This window comes from Streptomyces sp. NPDC050534 (assembly GCF_044457745.1).
In the GTDB taxonomy this organism is placed as follows: Bacteria; Actinomycetota; Actinomycetes; order Streptomycetales; family Streptomycetaceae; genus Streptomyces.
This window is the reverse complement of sequence record NZ_JBITHF010000001.1, coordinates 596817-614897: the sequence shown is the minus strand read 5'-3', so window position 1 is coordinate 614897 and position 18081 is coordinate 596817. Positions and strand designations below refer to the sequence as shown.

Here is an 18081-nt window from a genome sequence, read left to right as displayed (position 1 = left end):
GGAGATGGTTTCTGTGCCGGCTGCCCCCTTGCTGGCGTTGCGCGGGGTGTGCAAGCGCTTCGGTGTCGTCGAGGTGCTGAAGGACGTCGAGCTGGAGATCCACGCCGGCCAGGTCGTCGCCCTCCTCGGCGACAACGGCGCCGGCAAGTCCACCCTCGTCAAGGTGATCTCCGGCGTCTCCCCCGCGGACAAGGGCGTCATCGAGTGGGAGGGCCGGACGGTGCAGATCAGGCGCCCGCACGACGCCCGGGACCTCGGCATCGCCACCGTCTACCAGGACCTCGCGCTGTGCGGGAACCTCGACGTCGTCGGCAATCTCTTCCTCGGCCGGGAGATCCGCAGGTTCGGCTTCCTCGACGAGATGGAGATGGAGAGCCGCACCATCGGCCTGCTGGAGCGCCTGACCCGGGCCATCCCCGATCTGCGTGCCCCCGTCGTCTCCCTGTCCAGCGGCCAGCGCCAGGCGGTGGCCATCGCGCGTTCGCTCCTCGGGGACCCCCGGGTCCTGCTGCTGGACGAACCGACCGCGGCGCTGGGCTTCGAGCAGACCAACGAGGTCCTGGACCTTGTCGACGCGCTGCGGGAGCGCGGCATGGGTGTCCTCCTCATCAGCCACAACATGGGCGACGTCAAGGCGCTCGCGGACCGGGCCGCCGTGCTGCGGCTCGGCCGCAACAACGGGTTCTTCAACGTGAACACCGCGTCCCAGGAACAGATCATCGCCTCCATCACCGGTGCCACGGAGAACGTGCCGCGCCGGGCGGCCTCCTACGAGACGAGGTGGTGACCGCGATGCGTGACACGGCGGAGAACCCGCAGACCGAAGGGGCCGAAACCGTCGCCGGGGCCCGCCCGGCGGAGCGCGGGCACCCCGTGGGCCTCGCCCTGCGGAGCGGGGGCGCCGCCCTGCGGCGCAGGTTCCGCGCGGGCGACCTGGGCTCGTTCCCCGTGGTCCTGGTGCTCGCCACGGTCTGGATCACCTTCCAGTCCCTCAACTCGAACTTCCTCTCGCCGCGGAACCTGTCCAACATCAGCGTCGACATCGTGGGCACCGGGATGATCGCGGTCGGCATCGTCTTCGTACTGCTGCTCGGTGAGCTCGACCTGTCGGTCGGCTCGATCAGCGGGCTCGCCGCGGCGATCTTCGCCGTCCTGAACGTGAACAACGGCGTGCCCGAATGGATCGCCCTCGTCGCGGCGGTGCTCGCGGGCACCGCCGCCGGAGCCGTCCAGGGCTACTCGTGTGCCAAGACCCGGGTGCCGGCCTTCGTCCTCACCCTCGCGGGGCTGCTGACGTGGAACGGCCTCATGCTCGCGGTGCTCGGTACGAGCGGCACCGTCAACCTCGACGAGAACGGCCTGGTCGCCGAGCTGACCAGCTACTACTTCACGAACGACGCGGTCGCCTACGTCCTGGCGGCGGTGGGCGCGGGCGCGGTCTTCACGATCTCGTACCTGGACCGGCGCCGCCGCGTGGCCGCCGGCATGCCGCACCGCTCGATGCGGTACATCGGGGTGCGCACGGGCGGACTCGCGGTGATCGCGTTCGTGTCGGCCTATCTGCTCAACCGGTTCCAGGGCCTTCCGCTCGCCCTGCTGATCTTCCTCGTGGTGGTGGCCGGCCTCGATGTCGTGCTGCGCCACACGCGCTACGGCCGGCAGGTCTACGCGCTGGGCGGCGGCGTCGAGGCGGCCCGCCGCGCCAGCCTCAACGTGACGGCCATCCGGACCGCGGTGCTCGCGGTGTCGGGGACGATGGCCGCGATCGGTGGCCTGTTCCTGGCTTCGCGGATCACCTCGGTGAGCCAGAACTCGGGGTCGGGCCTGCTGCTGCTCAACGCCATCGCGGCAGCCGTCATCGGCGGCACCAGCCTGTTCGGGGGCCGGGGGACGACCTGGTCCGCGGTGCTCGGCATGCTGGTCATCCAGTCGATCTCCTCCGGCATGGCGATCACCGACACCCCCACGGCCGTGCAGTTCGTCATCACGGGCGGGGTGCTCTTCGCCGCCGTGGTCATCGACGCCCTGGCACGCCGCTCGCAGGAGGCCCACGGGCGTGCCTGAGCGGAGACGGCCGTGGGCCCCGGATCAGGTGATCCGGGGCCCACGGTCAAGCAGGCCGGTGTCAGGCCGACAGCGGGGTCTGCAGGCTCGCACCCGCCGTCAGGCCCTGCGGCGACCCGGAGGCGACGAGGCCGCCGGCGACCTCACCGAGCGGCGTCTGCAGGTTGAGACCGCCGGAGCCGCCGAGTGCGAGGGCACCGAGCGGAAGGCCGCCGAGCGGGAGGTCACCGAGACCGAGACCGCCCGAGACGTTCTCCAGCTCGGCGTCGGACATCTCGGTCGTCTCGACCTGGGGGACAAGGTTCATGACGCGCGATTCCTTTCGAATGACCATTACGGAATGGCAGAGTTCGCCCGATTCCCGAAAAGGAGAACCTCTCCCGCGATCTGCACCACGCGGAGGATCAAAGCATGACCGCAATCGCGCAGCCACCCGTATGAGGTGCTCACGGAAGCCGCTGCGACGTGGGACTTCACCGGCGTGACCGCCCGGTGTCCGAATACGCCGACTCCTTCACAGGGTTCGCCGCTCCACTGCACCCGCGGGTGTTGCCCGCGGTTTTCCCATCGACGGCTTTTCCGGCATTGCCCGCGGGCTCCGGCGTAAACATGACGATGCTTCGGATTCCCTGCGCCCCGGCTGTGAAAGGTGTGCAGGTTCACCGGAGTTTCGGTGACCCGGGCTTGAATCGGGCTCATCGCACGAGGCAGGGACGCTTGGCGTCGAAGGCCCAGTCGTCGATCAGGTACCGCATCCCCACGGCGTCGTCACGGCCCCCCAACGCCTTCTCCTCGTAGAGCTGGTGGGCCGCGAGGAGCCGGTCGCGGTCCAGGCGGACGCCGAGGCCGGGGGTGTCCCGGACGGCGACCTCGCCGCCGGTGATCCGCGGGGGTTCCACGGTGAGGCGCTCCAGCCCCTCCTGCCAGATCCAGTGGGTGTTGAGGGCGTTGTACTCGCCCGGGGCGGCCGCCCCGCAGTGCGCCATCATCGCCAGGGAGATGTCGAAGTGGTTGTTGGAGTGGCAGCCCCACGTCAGTCCTGTCGCGTGGCACAGCTGCGCGACCCGTACCGATCCCTGCATCGTCCAGAAGTGCGGGTCGGCGAGCGGGATGGAGACCGACTGCAGGGCGAGGGCGTGGGTCAGCTGACGCCAGTCGGTGGCGATCATGTTGGTCGCCGTGGGCAGCCCGGTCGCCCGGCGGAACTCGGCGAGGATCTCCCGGCCGGAGTAGCCGTCCTCCGCGCCGCAGGGGTCCTCGGCGTAGGCGAGCGTGCCGACGAGCGGACTGCACAGCTCGACGGCCTCCCGCAGCGACCAGGCGCCGTTGGGGTCCAGGGTGATGCGGGCCTCGGGGAAGCGCTCCTTGAGCGCGACGACCGCCTTGACCTCCTCGTTGCCCGGCAGGACACCGCCCTTGAGCTTGAAGTCCCGGAAGCCGTACCGGTCGTAGCACGCCTCGGCCTGGCGGACGATCGCCTCGGGGGTCAGCGCCTCCTCGTGCCGCACGCGGTACCAGTCGACGTCCGCGACGGGTTCGCGGACGTAGTCCAGATCCGTGCGGTCAGGGTCGCCGACGTAGAAGAGGTAGCCCAGGACCCGTACGGCGTCGCGCTGTTGGCCGTCGCCGAGCAGCGCCGCGACGGGGACCTCCAGGTGCTGGCCGAGCAGGTCGAGGAGGGCCGACTCGACCGCGGTGACCGCGTGCACCGTGGTGCGCAGGTCGAAGGTCTGGGCGCCGCGTCCGCCCCGGTCGCGGTCGGCGAAGGCGTCCTGGAGTGTGCGCAGGACGCGCTTGTGGTCGCCGAGGCGGGCGCCGGTGACCAGGTGCTCGGCGTCGCGCAGCGTCCGCGTGATGCTCTCGCCGCCCGGCACCTCGCCCAGACCGGTGCGCCCTTCGGAGTCCTCCAGGACGAGGACGTTGCGGGTGAAGTACGGGGCGTGCGCGCCGGAGAGGTTGAGGAGCATGGAGTCCCGGCCGGCGACGGGATATACGGAGAACTTGGTGACGACGGGCTGGCTCATGACGGCGGTTCTGCTCTCGTGAGTGCGGACGGGACGGCGGCGGGACGCGGGGCGGCGCTGCGCGTGATCAGACCTGGAGCACGTCCAGGACTTGCTCCAGGACCTGCTCCAGGACCTGCTCCAGGACCTGCTCCAGGACCTGCTCCAGGACCTGCTCCAGGACCCAGTACACCGCCCAGGACCAGGATCGCGAGCACCGTCGTACAGGTGGTCGCCGGCACCGACGCGACGCTGAGCCTGCCCGGCCCCTTCCACCAGCCCGGCGACATCGTCCTGACCCGGCGGGACGGTACACAGCTGCGGCACACCGAGGAGCGGACCGGTCACGACGCCCTGCACTTCGGGGCCGCGGAGGTGGCCCGGTGCGTCGCCGCAGGCCGGCTCCGGACTCCGCTCCACCGACCGACGACTCGGTGATCACCTTGCGCGCGATGGACGACATCCGCCGGCGGTGCGGCATCGTCTTCCCGGCGGAGAGCGCTCAGCTACTCGGCACCGCCTGACAGGCACCCGCCACCCGGCACCCGGCACCCGGCACCCAGCACCCAGCACCCAGCACCCAGCACCCAGCGCATGAGCCCCGATCAGCCGGGGCACCGGCCCACCCCCTGCCCTTGCCCCAGCTCGCCAGGCCACCTAGCCTGCGTTTGTGCCGCCAATAAACAAATCCCGAACGCACAGCGTCGTGCCGGGCAGCAAGCGCACCGACCTCACGCGGCTGCGCGTCGTCATCACGACCTTCTTCGCTCTCGACGGCTTCATCTTCGCCGGGTGGGTCGTCCGCATCCCCGCCATCAAGCAGCAGACCGGCGCCTCCGCCAGCGCCCTCGGACTCGCCCTGCTCGGCGTCTCCGCGGGTGCCGTCCTGACCATGACGATCACCGGCCGCCTCTGCCGCCGCTACGGCAGCCATCAGGTCACCGTCGTCTGCGCCGTACTGCTCTCGCTCAGCGTCGCGCTGCCGCCGCTCACGCATTCGGCACCGGCCCTCGGCGCGGTGCTGCTGGTCTTCGGCAGCGCGTACGGCTGCATCAACGTGGCCTTCAACAGCGCGGCGGTCGACCTGGTCAGAGCGATGCAACGGCCCGTCATGCCCAGCTTCCACGCCGCCTTCAGCCTCGGCGGCATGGCCGGCGCCGGACTCGGCGGACTGGTCGCCGGGTCGCTGTCTCCCACGCGGCACCTGCTCGGCCTGACCGTGATCGGTCTGCTCGTCACCGCCGTGGCCGGACGGGCACTGCTGCGCCTTCAGCCCCCGGAACCGCCCGAGAGCGCGCCCGGCGAGACCGTCGTGCCCCGCCGGCTCGACGCCCGCACGCGGGGGCTGGTGATCACCTTCGGCCTGATCGCCCTGTGCACCGCGTACGGGGAGGGCGCCCTGGCGGACTGGAGCGCGCTCCACCTCACGCAGGACCTCGGCGCCACGGCGGGCGCGGCGGCGGTCGGCTACTCCTGCTTCGCGCTGGCCATGACCACCGGCCGGCTGACCGGCACGCGGCTGCTCGAACGGCTCGGGCGGACCCGCACCATGGCCTTCGGGGGCAGCACGGCGGCCGCCGGCATGCTGCTCGGCGCGCTCGCTCCCTCCCTCTGGGCGGCGTTCCTCGGCTTCGTGATCACGGGGCTCGGGCTCGCCAACCTCTTCCCGGTCGCCGTCGAACGGGCCGGCGCGCTGGCCGGCCCGGACGGAGTGGCGATCGCCTCCACCCTCGGCTACGGCGGCATGCTGCTCGGACCACCCGCAATCGGCTTCATGGCGGACTGGTTCTCCCTGCCCGCCGCCCTCACCAGCGTGGCGGTACTGGCGGCGACGGCCGCGGCGATCGCGGTCCTGACGCGCAACGCGGCAGCCCGCTGATCCATGAGGTGCCGATTCACACGGCGCCCTGCTCCGCCGCCGGCGCCACGGGCTCCGGGCCGGCCTTCCACCGCAGGCGCGTGGTGCACAGCGAGACGACGACCGCCGACGCCGCCACGACGCCCATGCCCCACGCCAGGCTGCCGACGCTCGCCACGAAGCCGATGAGCGCGGGGCCGGCCAGCAGGCCGGTGGTGCCCATCGAGGCGATCAGGGACAGTGCGTCCGGGCCTTCGGCCGCCGCGGCGACGTAGAGGCACGGGGCCACGGCCGAGACGCCGAGTCCCACGCACGCGAACCCGATGAGCGCGGGCACCACGCCTCCGGCGAGCAGCGCGAGGGCCAGCCCCGTGCCCGCGACCGCGCTGCCGATCCGGACGACGCGGGCGTCGCCCCAGCGGCTGCGCCAGCTGTCGCCGACGAGGCGCGCGACGACCATGGTGCCCGAGATGACGGCGATACCGAGCGGGGCGACCTGGGACGACGCGTCGGCGACGTCCTTGAGGTAGAGCGCCGACCAGTCGTTCATGGAGCCTTCGACCACCTCGGCGAACGCCATCGCGACGCCGAGCCAGATCATGACCTGGGACGGCATGGTCAGCCTGCGACGCTTCTTCGCGCCCTTCTGCTCGTCCGCCTGCTGCGCGGGCTGCTCGTCCTTCGCGTCGTCGGGGAGCAGCCGGGGCCGCGCGCAGGCGAGGAGCAGCAGGAGCACCACCGACGCGGCTGCGAAGTGCGGTGCGAGGTCAGAGGTCAGGGTGGTCATGCCGGAGGACACCAGTGCGGCGAGGAACGCCCCGCCGCTGAAGGTGGCGTGCAGCTGGGTCATGGCGGTACGGCCATGGGCCTTCTCGAGAGCGGCGCCCTGCGCGTTCATGGCCACGTTCAGGCAGCCGACCGCCACGCCGTCGGCGCACAGGATCAGCAGGGCCACCGGGTAGTCGGGGGCCGCGGACAGGGCGAGCAGGATCGCGATCAGGCAGAGTCCCGAGACGAGGGCGAGGCGTCGCGCGCCCAGGCGCTTCATGAGGTAGGCGACCAGGGGGAAGGAGGCGGCCGCCCCCGCCCCGGTGACCATCAGCAGCAGGCCCACCTCCCCCGCGTTCAGGTCGAGGCGGGACTTGAGGGCGGGGATCCGGGAGGCCCAGGAGGCGTACTGGAACCCGAGAAAGCAGAACAGCGCCGCGATCGCCAGTTGCGTACGTCTGAATTCGTCTAGGACACGGGGCATGGGAACCGGGCCACCTCCTTCGAAGCGCCGGTGCCGCTGGCGGGCACCGTGCGGGACATGTAGACGGCGTCGTCGCCGTAGCTCTGCGGAAGACGGATCTCCGGGTGGGCCCGGAAGCCGCGGGCCACCCAGAAGGGCGCCATTCCGCCGACGGCTATCAGGGAGATGTGCTCGTACGCCGGGCGCGCGGTGACCGTCAGCCGGGACAGCAGCCTGCCGCCCCAGCCCCTGCCACGCTGGTCCCCGGCCACGACGATGTCGTGCAGATGGAGGTTGCGCGCCTGGTGCACCGGCTCGTCCGTCCGGGCCAGGTCCGGGTAGCGGAACCTCGGGTAGGGCAGGGCGAGCAGATAGCCCGCGACGCGCCCCTCCAGGTCCAGCACGAAGCAAGTGCCGGGCGAGGCACGACCCTTGGACTCCAGGGCCGCCTGTCCTTCGGACAGTGCACAGCTCGCGTAGGCGTCGGCCTCCAGTGCGGCTATGTGCGGCCAGTCACCCTCGCGTACGGGCCGTACGCAGGCGTCGCGTACGGCGTCAACGCAGTTGTCGTGGCCCGCTGTTCGCGCCTTCACGCTGCCGCCTCCCCACGTTTGCCTCCGCCTTGGGCCGAGGTGTGCGGCAGCGGTCCGAAGCCGTTGAAGCCCTGGGTCATGTAGCTGGTGGCGTAGGCACCGGCGGACAGGACCCAGACCGGGTCGCCCGATGCCAGCGCCCTGGGCACCAGACGGTGCGCGGCCCCGTAGGCGTCGTCGCTGTCGCAGGTCGGGCCGGCGACGACGGCGGCCACGTACTCGCCCTCGCAGTGGCCGGGAAAGACGAGCCGGTGGCAGAGCTCGTCCATCTCGTAGAGGCCGTTGAACTTGCCGCAGCTCAGGTACAGCCAGTGCACGCGCTCGCCGTCGGGCTGCCGCCGCTCGGTCAGCCGGTACACATGGGCCCGGATGGCGCCGTGGTCGGCCACCAGGTGGCGTCCGGGCTCCATGACGAAGTCGAGGGGCGCGGCATTGAGGTTCCGCAGGTGTTCCATGCCCTCGCGCAGGACGGCGAACATCTTGTCCAGCGGGGGTTCGAGCCGTCTGCCGTGCCGGTCGAGATAGCCGAGGGCGGGCAGGCCGCCGCCGAGGTTGACGTGGTCGAGGACGATCCCCCGCTCGCGCAGCGCCACCATGGAGTCGGCCAGCAGGTCGACGGCCTGCTGCCATGCCTCGTACGTCATCTGCTGCGAGCCGACGTGCACGGACAGGCCCGCCGGGGTCAGGCCGGCGTCCCGGGCCGCGGTCAGCACGCGGACGGCGTCGTCCTGCGAGCAGCCGAACTTCCGGCTGAGACCCCACAACGCACCGTCCCCGCTGGTGGCGAGGCGGCAGTAGACCCGGGCGCCGCGCGCGTGCGCGGCGATCGCCGCCACGTCCTGGACGCTGTCCGTGGCGAAGGTCCGCACGCCGAGCCGATGGGCCTCGGCGATGCTCGCGTCGGACTTCACGGTGTTGCCGTAGTGGATGCGGTCCGCGGGCACGCCCAGCCGCAGTGCCTGGGCGATCTCGGCGGGGCTGGCCGCGTCGAATCCGGCGCCCCGGTCCGCGAGGCAGGTCAGCACCTCGTCGACCGGGCACGCCTTCATCGCGAACCGGACGGCTACGCCCGGCAGTTCACCCAGCAGGTCGTCGTACTGGCCCGCGATCCCGGTGAGGTCGAAGACGACGCAGTCCGCGGACGCGGCGGCCAGGGCGGAGGCCAGCCGCGTGTCCAGGTCCGTGCTCACCCGTCCGCACTCCCGAGGCCGGCGCCCCGTGCGGCGCGGACCAGTGCGGGCCAGGCGTCGATCAGGAGGGCGAAGTCCTCGGTGTCCCGCCGGGCCTCGTCGAGCAGCTGCCCACGGCGCGCGTCCATCAGCTCGGCGAACTCCGCGTAGCGGCCGCCGAGTTTGCGGTAGGCGGTGCTGACGCGGTCCAGCCGCCAGATGTTCTCGCTCCGGTCGAGATGCGCGCTCTCCCGCAGCAGTGCGGAGACGGTGTCACCGCGGACGTGCTCCCACTCGTCCAGCAGCGCGGAGCCGGCCGAACCCATCCTGTCGTAGACGAAGTTGAAGTAGAGCATCGACAGGAGGAACTTCACGAACCGCATCTGGTACGCGCGGAATCCGGCGTCGGTGCGCCGGAACGGGGTGTAGAAGTTCTCGATGTTCCGGTTGTGGAGCACGCCGGGCAGCGCGGCGTCGTGGACGAGATGGATGAGGAAGTAGTCGCTGCCGATGGTGTCGGTCGCCGGTGGCAGCGGGACCCGCTCGTACACCTCGTGGTGGAAGCCGATGTTGCTCATGTCCACCCGCATGGGGTCGACCAGGGCCAGCGTCGAGTGGTCGCCGGTGAAGGTGGTCGTGCCGGCGCCCTTGAAGGAGTCGTCGACGAGTTGCCGCTTCTGCTCCTCCGGCCGGTCCATGGGTCCCCACAGGCTGACGACGTCGTGGTAGACGCCCGCGTCGAGCTGCTCGATCTCGGTGATGTCCACGGACGGTTCGCCGATGAAGGAGGAGCCGACCATGGACACCGGGCGGTGGGCGTGGGCCGCGGCGAGAACGGTCTCCGTCACGACGGCCGACGCCTCGGCGGCGGGCCGGCCAAGCGAGGCGAGCTCGTGATGGATCGGGAAGACCCGTTCTCCGTTGTGGAGTTGATACGTGCAGTCCGAGTCCCGGCGGTGCACGGACCGGCAGCCGAGCGCGCTCGCGACCAGGAACGCGCGGTTGGTGCAGGCCCCGTAGGAGAGGTCGGACGGCAGCATGAGCTCGAGCATCCGCTCCGGCGCTGCGAGGCCGGAGCGCTCGATCGCCCGCCGCAGGAAGGCGCGCTGCCGCGTCTCGTCGAGGTGATGCACCGTCACGTGCGGGGTGACGGGCAAGTCCCGTACGACGCGGGCGTGTTCGGCCCGCGTCGTGGCGTCGCAGGAGTCGAGTATCAGCAGATGGACGTCGACCGCGAAGGTGCGGGCAGCGTAGGCCGCCTCCTCGGCGATCTCGGTGAGGGCGGCGGAGCAGGCCCTGTTGGTCGGGAGGGCCAGGCAGATGCGGTCGGTGCCGGTGGCTCGGTTCACGTGGCGCTCTCTTGTCCGCTCCAGGGCGTGAGCCCCAGGAGCCTCTCGCCGAGGTCGTTGAGCGTGGCGGCGCCGTAGCGAAGCGCCTCGGGCCGTGCGGAGTCGCCGAGCAGGGTTCCGTTCCAGTCCGGAGTGCTGAGCGTGCGCCACGACTCGACGCGGGAGCCACGCAGTTCCCGGTGCTCCTCCAGCGCGGGCATCATCGACAGGTACTGCACGGCGCGGACACCCCGGTCGGAGACGTTGGGCGCGACGCCGTGAGCCAGCAGACCGTTGAAGATCAGCAGGTCCCCGGCCTGGAGGTCGGGCCGTACGACCGGGAACTCCGCGCGGTCGACCGCGGGCCGGATGGGGTCGCGGCCGGCCGGCTGCCCGATCCGCCACTCCTCGAACTGCCGGAAGAGTTCGGGAGCGCACTGGAACCCGCCGAGCTCCGGCTGGGTGTCGTTGAGGGCGAGGATGCCCTGGACCCGCTGCGGCAGCACGCCGAGCGTGGTGTCGACGTCCCAGTGCAGCTCGATGTCGAAGCCCTCGTCGGTCGGTTCGATGAGGGAACGCGAACGGCTGCCCCGGTTGGGCGGGTTGAGGTTCAGCCGGTCGAGCGTGACCCACAGCTCGTCGCAGTCCCACACGTCGGCGAAGGCGTCGTAGACCCGCCGGGTCTGCCGGTTGTCCCACAGGAGCTGGTGGTGGTACGCCTCGACGAAGCCGTAGACGTGCAGGTCGCGGTCCAGGTCGGAGCGGAACTCGCGCTCCTGGTACCAGGTTTCGGGCCGGTCGGGGTCAAGTCCCTGGAACTCCCAGGCGAACTCGTACAGGCTCTTCGCCGCGCCCGGTGAGACGGCGTTTCTCACCACGACGTAGCCGTACGTCTTCCAGAAGGCGAAGTCCTGCTCCGACAGCACGCGGAGCGGTCGTGACTTCTCGATGTCTCGCAGTTGCGTCTGCGCGAGGTAGGTCTCGCCGTCGGCACTGAAGTACGGGCGTTCGGTCGGCGCCCGGTACAGGTAGCGGGGAGGGGTCGGCATGCGTCACTCCAAGGCTCGAGTGGCCGAGTGGAACCCCAGGTCGCTCTTGGTCGAACTGAGGTTCCCTCAAACTGGACTGGACCAATTCGCGATGTCAACCGGAACCTGCCGAAGTTGCCGCCAACTGCCTGTCAGCTGCCGGTCGTTGAGCAGGCAACGAGAGTCTCGGCGAGCCGGTCCAGCGCGCCGCTTCCACAGGCCGCTTCGAATGGTGTAGACCTGTACGGTGATTGGCCTAGACTTTTAAAAGCGTCAGGCGGCCCGGAAGGCAGGTCATGACCACCGACGTCAGCAGCGCCCCGTACGGCACCCGGTTGCCCGGCGGCCTCGCGCGCGTGCCGAAGTACTACCGCGTCAAGCAGCAGGTCCTCGACATCGCTCAGGCGCTCAAGCCCGGATCCCGCATGCCCGCCGAGCGACTGCTCGCGGTCCGGCTCGACACCTCGCGCACCACCGTCCGGCAGGCGCTGCAGGAACTCGTGGGGGAAGGCCGGCTGGACCGGATCCAGGGAAAGGGCACGTTCATTGCGCCGCCGAAGCTCTACCGCACACTCCAACTCACGTCCCACACCGAGGACATGCAGGCCCAGGGCCTCGAACCCGCCTCGCGCGTCCTGGACATCGACCACGTCGAGGCCGACCGGAAGCTGTCGCGCCTGCTCGACATCGATGTCGGGGAGAGTGTGCTGCGCATCGAGCGGTTGCGGCTGGCCAACGGTGAGCCCATGGCGATCGAGACGACGCACCTGTCCGCACTCCGCTTTCCCGGACTGCGCGAGTCGCTGGCCCGGCACAGATCCCTGTACTCGGTGCTCGCCGAGGTGTACGGCGTGCACCTCGCGGAGGCGGAGGAGGGCATCGAGACCTCGCTCGCGACCCCGCACCAGGCCGCGCTGCTCGCGACGGAGGTGGGCGTACCGGTGATGCTGCTGTCCCGCCACTCGCTCGACGCGGAGGGCAGACCGGTGGAGTGGGTCCGTTCCGTGTACCGGGGCTCGCGCTACAAGTTCGTGGTGACCCTGATGCCCACGGTGGACTGAGTCCCGGGCCGATCACCACCGTCCTCTTCTCGCGCTCCCCCACGTTCACGGCGGCCGCGGTCATCGCGGCCGGACGATCGCGCGACCGAACCGCGGACACGGCCTGCCCGTGCCGCGGTCCGGGGCCGGCGAAGTGAGCCCTCCCCCCAGGCTCGCCGGACACCCCTTCCTCACCCCTCCTCCCGATGACCGCCGCGCCCTCGTGGCCCGGCCTCGCCCCGTCGACCCTGGGAAAAGCCGTGACACAACAGGGTGTTCCCGCACGCCGTAGCAACGCCGACAGGACAGCTGACAGGACTGCTGACAGGACAGCCGACCGGACAGGGGCTGCCGGTTCGGAGACAGAGATAGGCCTCCCGTGACCGATACGACGACGTCGTCGGCGACGCTCGCGGACGCTCTCACCACCGCACGCGAGGCGGCCTGCCTCACCCAGGAGGACCTCGCGGAGCGGTCCGGCGTCAGTGTGCGGGCCATCCGCAATCTGGAGACCGGCCACACCTCCCGCCCCCGCAAGCAGTCGCTGGTCCTCATCGCCAAGGCCCTCGGACTGCCACCCGGCGAAGTGGGACGGCTCATGCGCCGGCCGCACACGGACAGCCACCGGGAACCGCCCGGCCCCGTACCCGCGGAACTCCCCGCCGCCCCTCGCCATCGCCTCGCCGGCCGGGCGGCGCAGGTCGACTCGCTGCGGGCGCACTTGTCGGCGACGGAGCCTCACGACCTCGGAAGGCCGGCCGTCGTCGTCGGGCCGCCGGGCGCCGGGAAGACCTCTCTGGTCCTCGAAGCGGCACACGGCGTGCGCGGCCGCTTCCCGGACGGGCAGATCTACGTGGACCTCCACCCGGACGCCTCCGCGGCGCCCTTCACGTCCGACGAACTCGTGCGTCGCGTCCTGCGATCCCTGGGCGCCACGCCCGTCGCGGACCACCCGGAGGAGGCGGGTGCGCAGCTGCGGGACGCGCTGAGCAGGCGGCGCGTCCTCGTCGTCCTCGACAACGCCGACAGTGAGGGGCAGGTCCGGCCGCTTCTGGTGGACGGCGCCCGCAGCGCCGTGCTGGTGGCCGCGCGCCGTGAACTGCCCGCGCTCACCGGGCAGTTACGTCAGCGGATCGACGCGCTCAGCGAATGGGACGCCTTCCGGGTGCTGGAGGATCTGCTCGGCACCGCGCGCACCCGCGCGGAACGGGCCTCCGCGCTGAGTGTCGTGCGCTCCTGCGCGCGGCTGCCGCTCGCCCTCCACATCGCCGGCCTCTGGCTCTCGGCGCGACCGCACCGCTCACTGCGCGACCTGGCGGACCGTCTGGAGCACGAGCAGGACCGGCTCCGGTTCCTGCACATCGGGGACCTGTCGCTGCAGGCCAGCGTGGCGGCCTGCTTCGGCACGCTGCCCACTCCGGTCAGGGCCGCCTTGCAGCGCCTGCGGACGGTGCGCGGCGCGTTCGGCGTCGAGGACATGGTGACCCGTGTGACGCCGTCGAGAGGACTCGCGGCGGATCTCCTCGACGAACTCCTGGACCACCAGATGATCTACGTCGACCCGGCCACCGCCCCCGGCCAGGCCCGGTACCGCGTCTACGAGGCGGTACGCCAGTACGTGGCGTACTGCCCGACCGGCTCCTGCCGCACCCGCACGGCGGCAGGCCAGGTCTGGCTGCCCCGGCAGGCGGGCGGTGGGCGCACGGCCGGAGGTCCCCGCGTCCTGAGGCGAGGGCCCGGCTGACGCGGCGAGGCACGGCGGCCGGAGGGACCCCGCACGGCGCGGGTCGCTCCGGCCATATGCCGTAACTCGTTGGGCCGGTCGGCCGTATGGCGGGGCCGTGCCTGCGAAGCGCGGCCTCGGCGCGGGGTGAGGATGCCGCGTGCGGAAGCCCGCCCGGCGCCTCGCGGACCCGGCAAGCGGCCGACTCCACGAAGCAGTTCCGACCTTGGAAAGGGGAGGATCGCATGCGGCAACGCCTGACAGCACGGCCCGGCAGGCGCAGCGCACCGCCGCTCGCTCTCGCGTCGGCGGCGGCCGTCCTTCTCGTCGCCTGCGGCGGCGGCAAGGCGGACGGCGGCCCGGGTCACGACGACGGCGACAAGGGCGCCCCCGCCGTGCTGCTGGTGCGTCCCGGTTCCGGCGGGACGAAGGTGCCGGTCGGGCAGAAGGTGACGGTGCGCGTCCGGCGCGGCTCCCTGACCTCCGTCGACGTCACCTCCCCCGGCCCGGGCAGGCTCAACGGCACCTGGTCCAGGGACAGGTCCGCCTGGACCTCGGACACACCTCTCGCCCCGGGCGCCACCTACACCGTGAAGGCCGACGGCAGGACGTCCGGCGGATCGGCCCTCGGCAGGACCGCCTCCTTCACCACGGAGGCGCCCGAGAACTCCTTCGTCGGCGAGTACTTCCCCGACAAGGGCGCCACGGTCGGCGTGGCGATGCCGGTCTCGATCACCTTCGACAAGCCGATCCGGGACAAGGCCGCGGTCGAGCGCAAGCTCACGGTCACCGCCTCCCCCGCGGTCGAGGGCGCCTGGAACTGGCTCAAGGACCGCAACGGCAAGGACCGTGTCGACTACCGCCCCGAGAAGTACTGGAGACCGGGCACCCGGCTCACCCTGCGCATGGACCTCGCCGGCGTGAACGCGGGCGGTGGCCTCTACGGCACCCAGCAGCGCGTCGTGCACTTCCGCATCGGGGACGCGGTCACCAGCACGATGGACGCCGCCGGCAAGACGATGACCGTGGCGAGGAACGGCAGGACGCTGCGCACCCTGAACGTCTCCAGCGGCAAGAAGGGCTACGAGACCTGGAACGGCACCATGGTCGTGCTGGGCAAGGTGCCGACCATCCGCATGAACTCCTCGACCGTCCGCATCTTCGGCCCCGAGGCGTACGACCTCGGCAGTGTCAGGTGGGACGTCCAGCTCACCCCGTCCGGCACCTATGTGCACTCCGCGCCCTGGAACGCGGGCAAGTTCGGCCTGGTCAACGGCAGCCACGGCTGCATCGGCATGAGTACCGGTGACGCCAGGTGGTTCTACGAGCAGGTGGGCCCCGGCGACCCGGTCACGGTCGTGCACTCCGTCGACACGGTGGCGGTCAACAACGGCTACGGCGACTGGAACGTCGACTGGGCCACCTGGAAGCGGGGCAGCGCCCTCGACCAGCGACCCGAATAGGCGACTTCGGCGGGCCGGCGTCCGCTGTCGGGCGGACGCCGGCTCCTCGGCAACAGATTTTCAGGCGAACACGGACAACAGCAGCGCCATCACCAGCCCGAGCACACTGACCAGGGTCTGCACGACGGTCTGGGTCTTCGCGGCCTGGGCGAGATCCATCCCGAACGACTCCTTCACCAGCCAGAACCCGGCGTGGTTGACGTAGTTGAGGCCGAGGGACCCCGCGCCGATGGCGATCACGAGCAGCGAGGCCTCCAGGCCGCCGCCGTTGCCGATCAGCGGGGCGACGATCCCGGTGGCGGAGACGATGCCGACGGTCGCCGAACCCGTGGTCAGGGACAGCAGCAGCGCGATCAGCCAGCCCAGCAGGATCACGTTGAGATGGGCGCCCATGGCGGCCGAGGCGATGGCGTCGCCGATGCCGGAGTCCTGGAGGACCTGCTTGAACGCTCCGCCGCCGCCGATGATGAGCAGGATCGCGGCGACCGACTTGAGGCTGTCCGTCAGCGAGGTGCGCGTCTCCTCGCCCGGACGGGACGCGCCGACGAGGGTCACACCGAGCGCGAAGAGGAAGCCCGCGAGCATCGCCACGAGCGGTTCGCCGACGAAGGTGAGAGCGGCCCGCAGCCCACTGGACTCGTCGAGCAGCGTCTCGGCCAGGGTGCGCAGCAGCATCAGCGCGACGGGGATCAGCACGGAGGCGACGGCCAGGCCGATGGAGATACCGGCACGGGGCGGTGCGTCGGTGCGTACCTGCGCGCCCGGCCCGTCGGGGCGGGAGTCCGCCGCCCGTCCGGTGCCCGTGAACTGGGCCATCAGCGCGGCGTCCGGGCGGACCTCGGGGAGCCGGGGCGCGATCCAGCGGGCGTAGACGGGACCGGCAAGGATCACGGTCGGTATCGCGCAGACGAGGCCGACGGCGAGGGTGAGGCCGAGATCGGCGTGGAGGCCGGTCATCGCGGTCAGCGGTCCGGGGTGGGGCGGCAGCATGCCGTGCAGTGTGGAGAGCGCGGCGATCGCGGGCACCCCGAGCAGCACGTACGGGGAGCCCTTCGTGCCACCCTGGTCCTCCAGCCTGCGGGCCACCCCGAAGATCAGCGGCAGCAGGACGATCAGGCCCACCTCGAAGAACATCGGGACGCCGATGACGAACGCCGCGGCCGTGACCATCCACGGCAGCCGTCGCGTGCCGGACCGGTCGACGAGCGCGCGGGCGATGGCGTCGGTGGCGCCCGAGTCGGACAGCAGCCGGCCCAGCATGGCGCCGAGCGCGAGCGTGAGGCCGACGTCGCCGAGGGTGCCGCCGGCGCCCTCCTCGATCGACTCGGTCAGTTTCGCGACGGGTTCGCCGGCGGCCAGCCCGGTGCCGACGGTGACGACGATCAGCGCGACGAACGGATGGATCCGCAACCGGGAGTTGATCAGGTAGATCAGGGCCGTGATCGCCACCGTGAGGATGAACAGCAGCCACCAGGTGTGCGCGGTCATGCGGGTGCCTTTCGAAGGGGCGGACGGGTACGGGGATTCGGGCAGGGCAGGGCGAGGCGCGGGACCGGTGTCGGGGGTCCCGGGGGGCGGGCGTGCGTCAGTTCAGGCCGAGGTCGGCGACCAGGTCGGCGACGGCCTTGTCCTGCCGGGCCAGGTAGGACGTGAAGGCGTGGCCGGTGGCGAAGGCGTCGGTCCAGCCGTGCCGGGCGAGCTCGGCCCGCCACTGCCGGGACGCGTGCAAGGCGGTGAGCGCGTCGATCCAGCGCTGCCGGTCGGCCGCGCTGATGCCGGGCGGGGCGACGAGCCCGCGCCAGTTGTCGAAGACCAGCGGGACGCCCGCCGACTTCAGGGTCGGCACTCCGTCGAGCGCCGCCACCGGCTGATCGCTGGTGACCGCGAGGACCCGCAGCTGCCCGGCGTCGATCTGGTCGAGGAACTCTCCGTAGCCGCTGGTGGCGAAGTCGACCTTGCCGTCCAGCAGGGCGGGGAGCAGGTCGCCGCCACCGCCGTCGTAAGCGACGTATTCGACCTTCTTCGGGTCGATGCCGATGGTCCGTGCCAGCTCCATGGGCAGGAGGTGGTCCGGTCCGCCGAGGGAGGAGCCGCCGCCGACGCGCAGCCGTGCGGGGGCCTTCCGCCAGGCGGTGATCAGTTCGCCGATGGTGCGGTACGGCGAGTTCCTGCGGACCACGACCGCTCCGGGCTCGTCGATCAGACGGGCGAGCGGGGTGGTCTGCGCGACGGTGGCCGGCCCGTGCAGGAGGTGGCTCGCGCCGACGACGCCGAGGCCCATCTGCAGGGCGAGCCTGCCGTTGCCCTGCTCGTCCACGATGCGCTCCAGGCCCACCGTGCCACCGGCGCCGGGCAGGTTGAAGACCTGCACGTCGGAGGCGGTCGAGGTCTCCTCCAGCACCCGGGCCACGGTGCGGGCCGTGGTGTCGTAGCCGCCGCCGGCGGTGTTGGGCACCAGGATGCGCAGCCCGTCGACGGGCCTGTCCCCGGTGCCGGGCCATACACCGCAGGCGCTGACGGTGAGGAGCGTCAGCAGGACGCAGAGGGTGCCGTACAGGGTGCGGGATCGACCGCTCATGGC

At 71.5% G+C, this 18081-nt stretch carries 16 protein-coding genes; 7 read left to right on the top strand and 9 right to left on the bottom strand.

The annotated features are described in order from the left end of the window. The first annotated feature begins 4 nt into the window (after positions 1 to 4). Positions 5 to 787 (top strand): ATP-binding cassette domain-containing protein, encoded by a 783-nt coding sequence (locus ACIBN2_RS02775; RefSeq protein ID WP_399132293.1) that lies wholly within the window; start codon positions 5 to 7, stop codon positions 785 to 787. A 5-nt stretch (positions 788 to 792) separates the two neighbouring features. After that, positions 793 to 2064, top strand: a complete 1272-nt coding sequence (locus ACIBN2_RS02770; protein ID WP_399132292.1) for a sugar ABC transporter permease — start codon at positions 793 to 795, stop codon at positions 2062 to 2064. Positions 2065 to 2125: 61 nt separating this feature from the next. Here ACIBN2_RS02770 and ACIBN2_RS02765 read toward each other — a convergent pair whose 3' ends face one another. Both ACIBN2_RS02765 and ACIBN2_RS02760 read right to left on the bottom strand, forming a co-directional pair. Then, positions 2126 to 2371 carry a hypothetical protein gene (locus tag ACIBN2_RS02765; RefSeq protein WP_399132291.1) on the bottom strand — a complete coding sequence of 82 codons (246 nt, stop codon included), beginning with the start codon at positions 2369 to 2371 and terminating at the stop codon, positions 2126 to 2128. Positions 2372 to 2759: 388 nt separating this feature from the next. Then, positions 2760 to 4088, bottom strand: a complete 1329-nt coding sequence (locus ACIBN2_RS02760) for an enolase C-terminal domain-like protein (RefSeq protein WP_399132290.1) — start codon at positions 4086 to 4088, stop codon at positions 2760 to 2762. Positions 4089 to 4295: 207 nt separating this feature from the next. Here ACIBN2_RS02760 and ACIBN2_RS02755 point away from each other — a divergent pair, with 207 nt between their 5' ends. Both ACIBN2_RS02755 and ACIBN2_RS02750 read left to right on the top strand, forming a co-directional pair. Further along, complete coding sequence (locus ACIBN2_RS02755; protein ID WP_399132289.1) at positions 4296 to 4505, top strand: hypothetical protein; 210 nt, start codon at positions 4296 to 4298, stop codon at positions 4503 to 4505. A gap of 268 nt (positions 4506 to 4773) precedes the next feature. After that, positions 4774 to 5946 (top strand): MFS transporter, encoded by a 1173-nt coding sequence (locus ACIBN2_RS02750; RefSeq protein WP_399132288.1) that lies wholly within the window; start codon positions 4774 to 4776, stop codon positions 5944 to 5946. Between the two features lie 16 nt (positions 5947 to 5962). Here ACIBN2_RS02750 and ACIBN2_RS02745 read toward each other — a convergent pair whose 3' ends face one another. The 5 genes from ACIBN2_RS02745 to ACIBN2_RS02725 are packed head-to-tail and all read right to left on the bottom strand — an operon-like array spanning position 5963 to position 11295. Beyond that, a complete protein-coding gene (locus tag ACIBN2_RS02745; protein ID WP_399132287.1) occupies positions 5963 to 7177 on the bottom strand; it encodes an MFS transporter in 1215 nt (404 codons plus the stop codon). After that, a complete protein-coding gene (locus ACIBN2_RS02740) occupies positions 7162 to 7749 on the bottom strand; it encodes a GNAT family N-acetyltransferase (protein WP_399132286.1) in 588 nt (195 codons plus the stop codon). Before ACIBN2_RS02740 ends, ACIBN2_RS02745 begins: the two co-directional genes overlap by 16 nt. Beyond that, entirely contained in the window at positions 7746 to 8939 is a 1194-nt protein-coding gene (locus tag ACIBN2_RS02735) for a type III PLP-dependent enzyme (RefSeq protein WP_399132285.1), read from the bottom strand. Before ACIBN2_RS02735 ends, ACIBN2_RS02740 begins: the two co-directional genes overlap by 4 nt. Continuing rightward, entirely contained in the window at positions 8936 to 10267 is a 1332-nt protein-coding gene (locus ACIBN2_RS02730) for a DUF6271 family protein (RefSeq protein WP_399132284.1), read from the bottom strand. Before ACIBN2_RS02730 ends, ACIBN2_RS02735 begins: the two co-directional genes overlap by 4 nt. Next, on the bottom strand, positions 10264 to 11295 hold the full coding sequence (locus tag ACIBN2_RS02725) for a phytanoyl-CoA dioxygenase family protein (protein ID WP_399132283.1): 1032 nt from the start codon (positions 11293 to 11295) through the stop codon (positions 10264 to 10266). The genes ACIBN2_RS02730 and ACIBN2_RS02725 overlap by 4 nt, the downstream gene beginning before the upstream one ends. Positions 11296 to 11570: 275 nt before the next feature. On the opposite strand from ACIBN2_RS02725, the gene ACIBN2_RS02720 reads away from it, so the two are divergent. The 3 genes from ACIBN2_RS02720 to ACIBN2_RS02710 all read left to right on the top strand — a co-directional run bounded on the left by ACIBN2_RS02720 (position 11571) and on the right by ACIBN2_RS02710 (position 15500). Next, positions 11571 to 12335 carry a GntR family transcriptional regulator gene (locus ACIBN2_RS02720; RefSeq protein ID WP_399132282.1) on the top strand — a complete coding sequence of 255 codons (765 nt, stop codon included), beginning with the start codon at positions 11571 to 11573 and terminating at the stop codon, positions 12333 to 12335. A 358-nt stretch (positions 12336 to 12693) separates the two neighbouring features. After that, positions 12694 to 14058 carry a helix-turn-helix domain-containing protein gene (locus ACIBN2_RS02715; protein ID WP_399132281.1) on the top strand — a complete coding sequence of 455 codons (1365 nt, stop codon included), beginning with the start codon at positions 12694 to 12696 and terminating at the stop codon, positions 14056 to 14058. A 224-nt stretch (positions 14059 to 14282) separates the two neighbouring features. Beyond that, positions 14283 to 15500 carry an Ig-like domain-containing protein gene (locus ACIBN2_RS02710; RefSeq protein ID WP_399132280.1) on the top strand — a complete coding sequence of 406 codons (1218 nt, stop codon included), beginning with the start codon at positions 14283 to 14285 and terminating at the stop codon, positions 15498 to 15500. 60 nt (positions 15501 to 15560) lie between these two features. On the opposite strand, the gene ACIBN2_RS02705 is transcribed toward ACIBN2_RS02710, so the two are convergent. Both ACIBN2_RS02705 and ACIBN2_RS02700 read right to left on the bottom strand, forming a co-directional pair. Further along, positions 15561 to 16988: a GntP family permease gene (locus ACIBN2_RS02705; protein WP_399132279.1), complete on the bottom strand. Its 1428-nt coding sequence runs from the start codon at positions 16986 to 16988 to the stop codon at positions 15561 to 15563. 97 nt (positions 16989 to 17085) lie between these two features. Next, on the bottom strand, positions 17086 to 18078 hold the full coding sequence (locus ACIBN2_RS02700) for a Bug family tripartite tricarboxylate transporter substrate binding protein (RefSeq protein WP_399132278.1): 993 nt from the start codon (positions 18076 to 18078) through the stop codon (positions 17086 to 17088). Between the last annotated feature and the right edge of the window lie 3 nt (positions 18079 to 18081).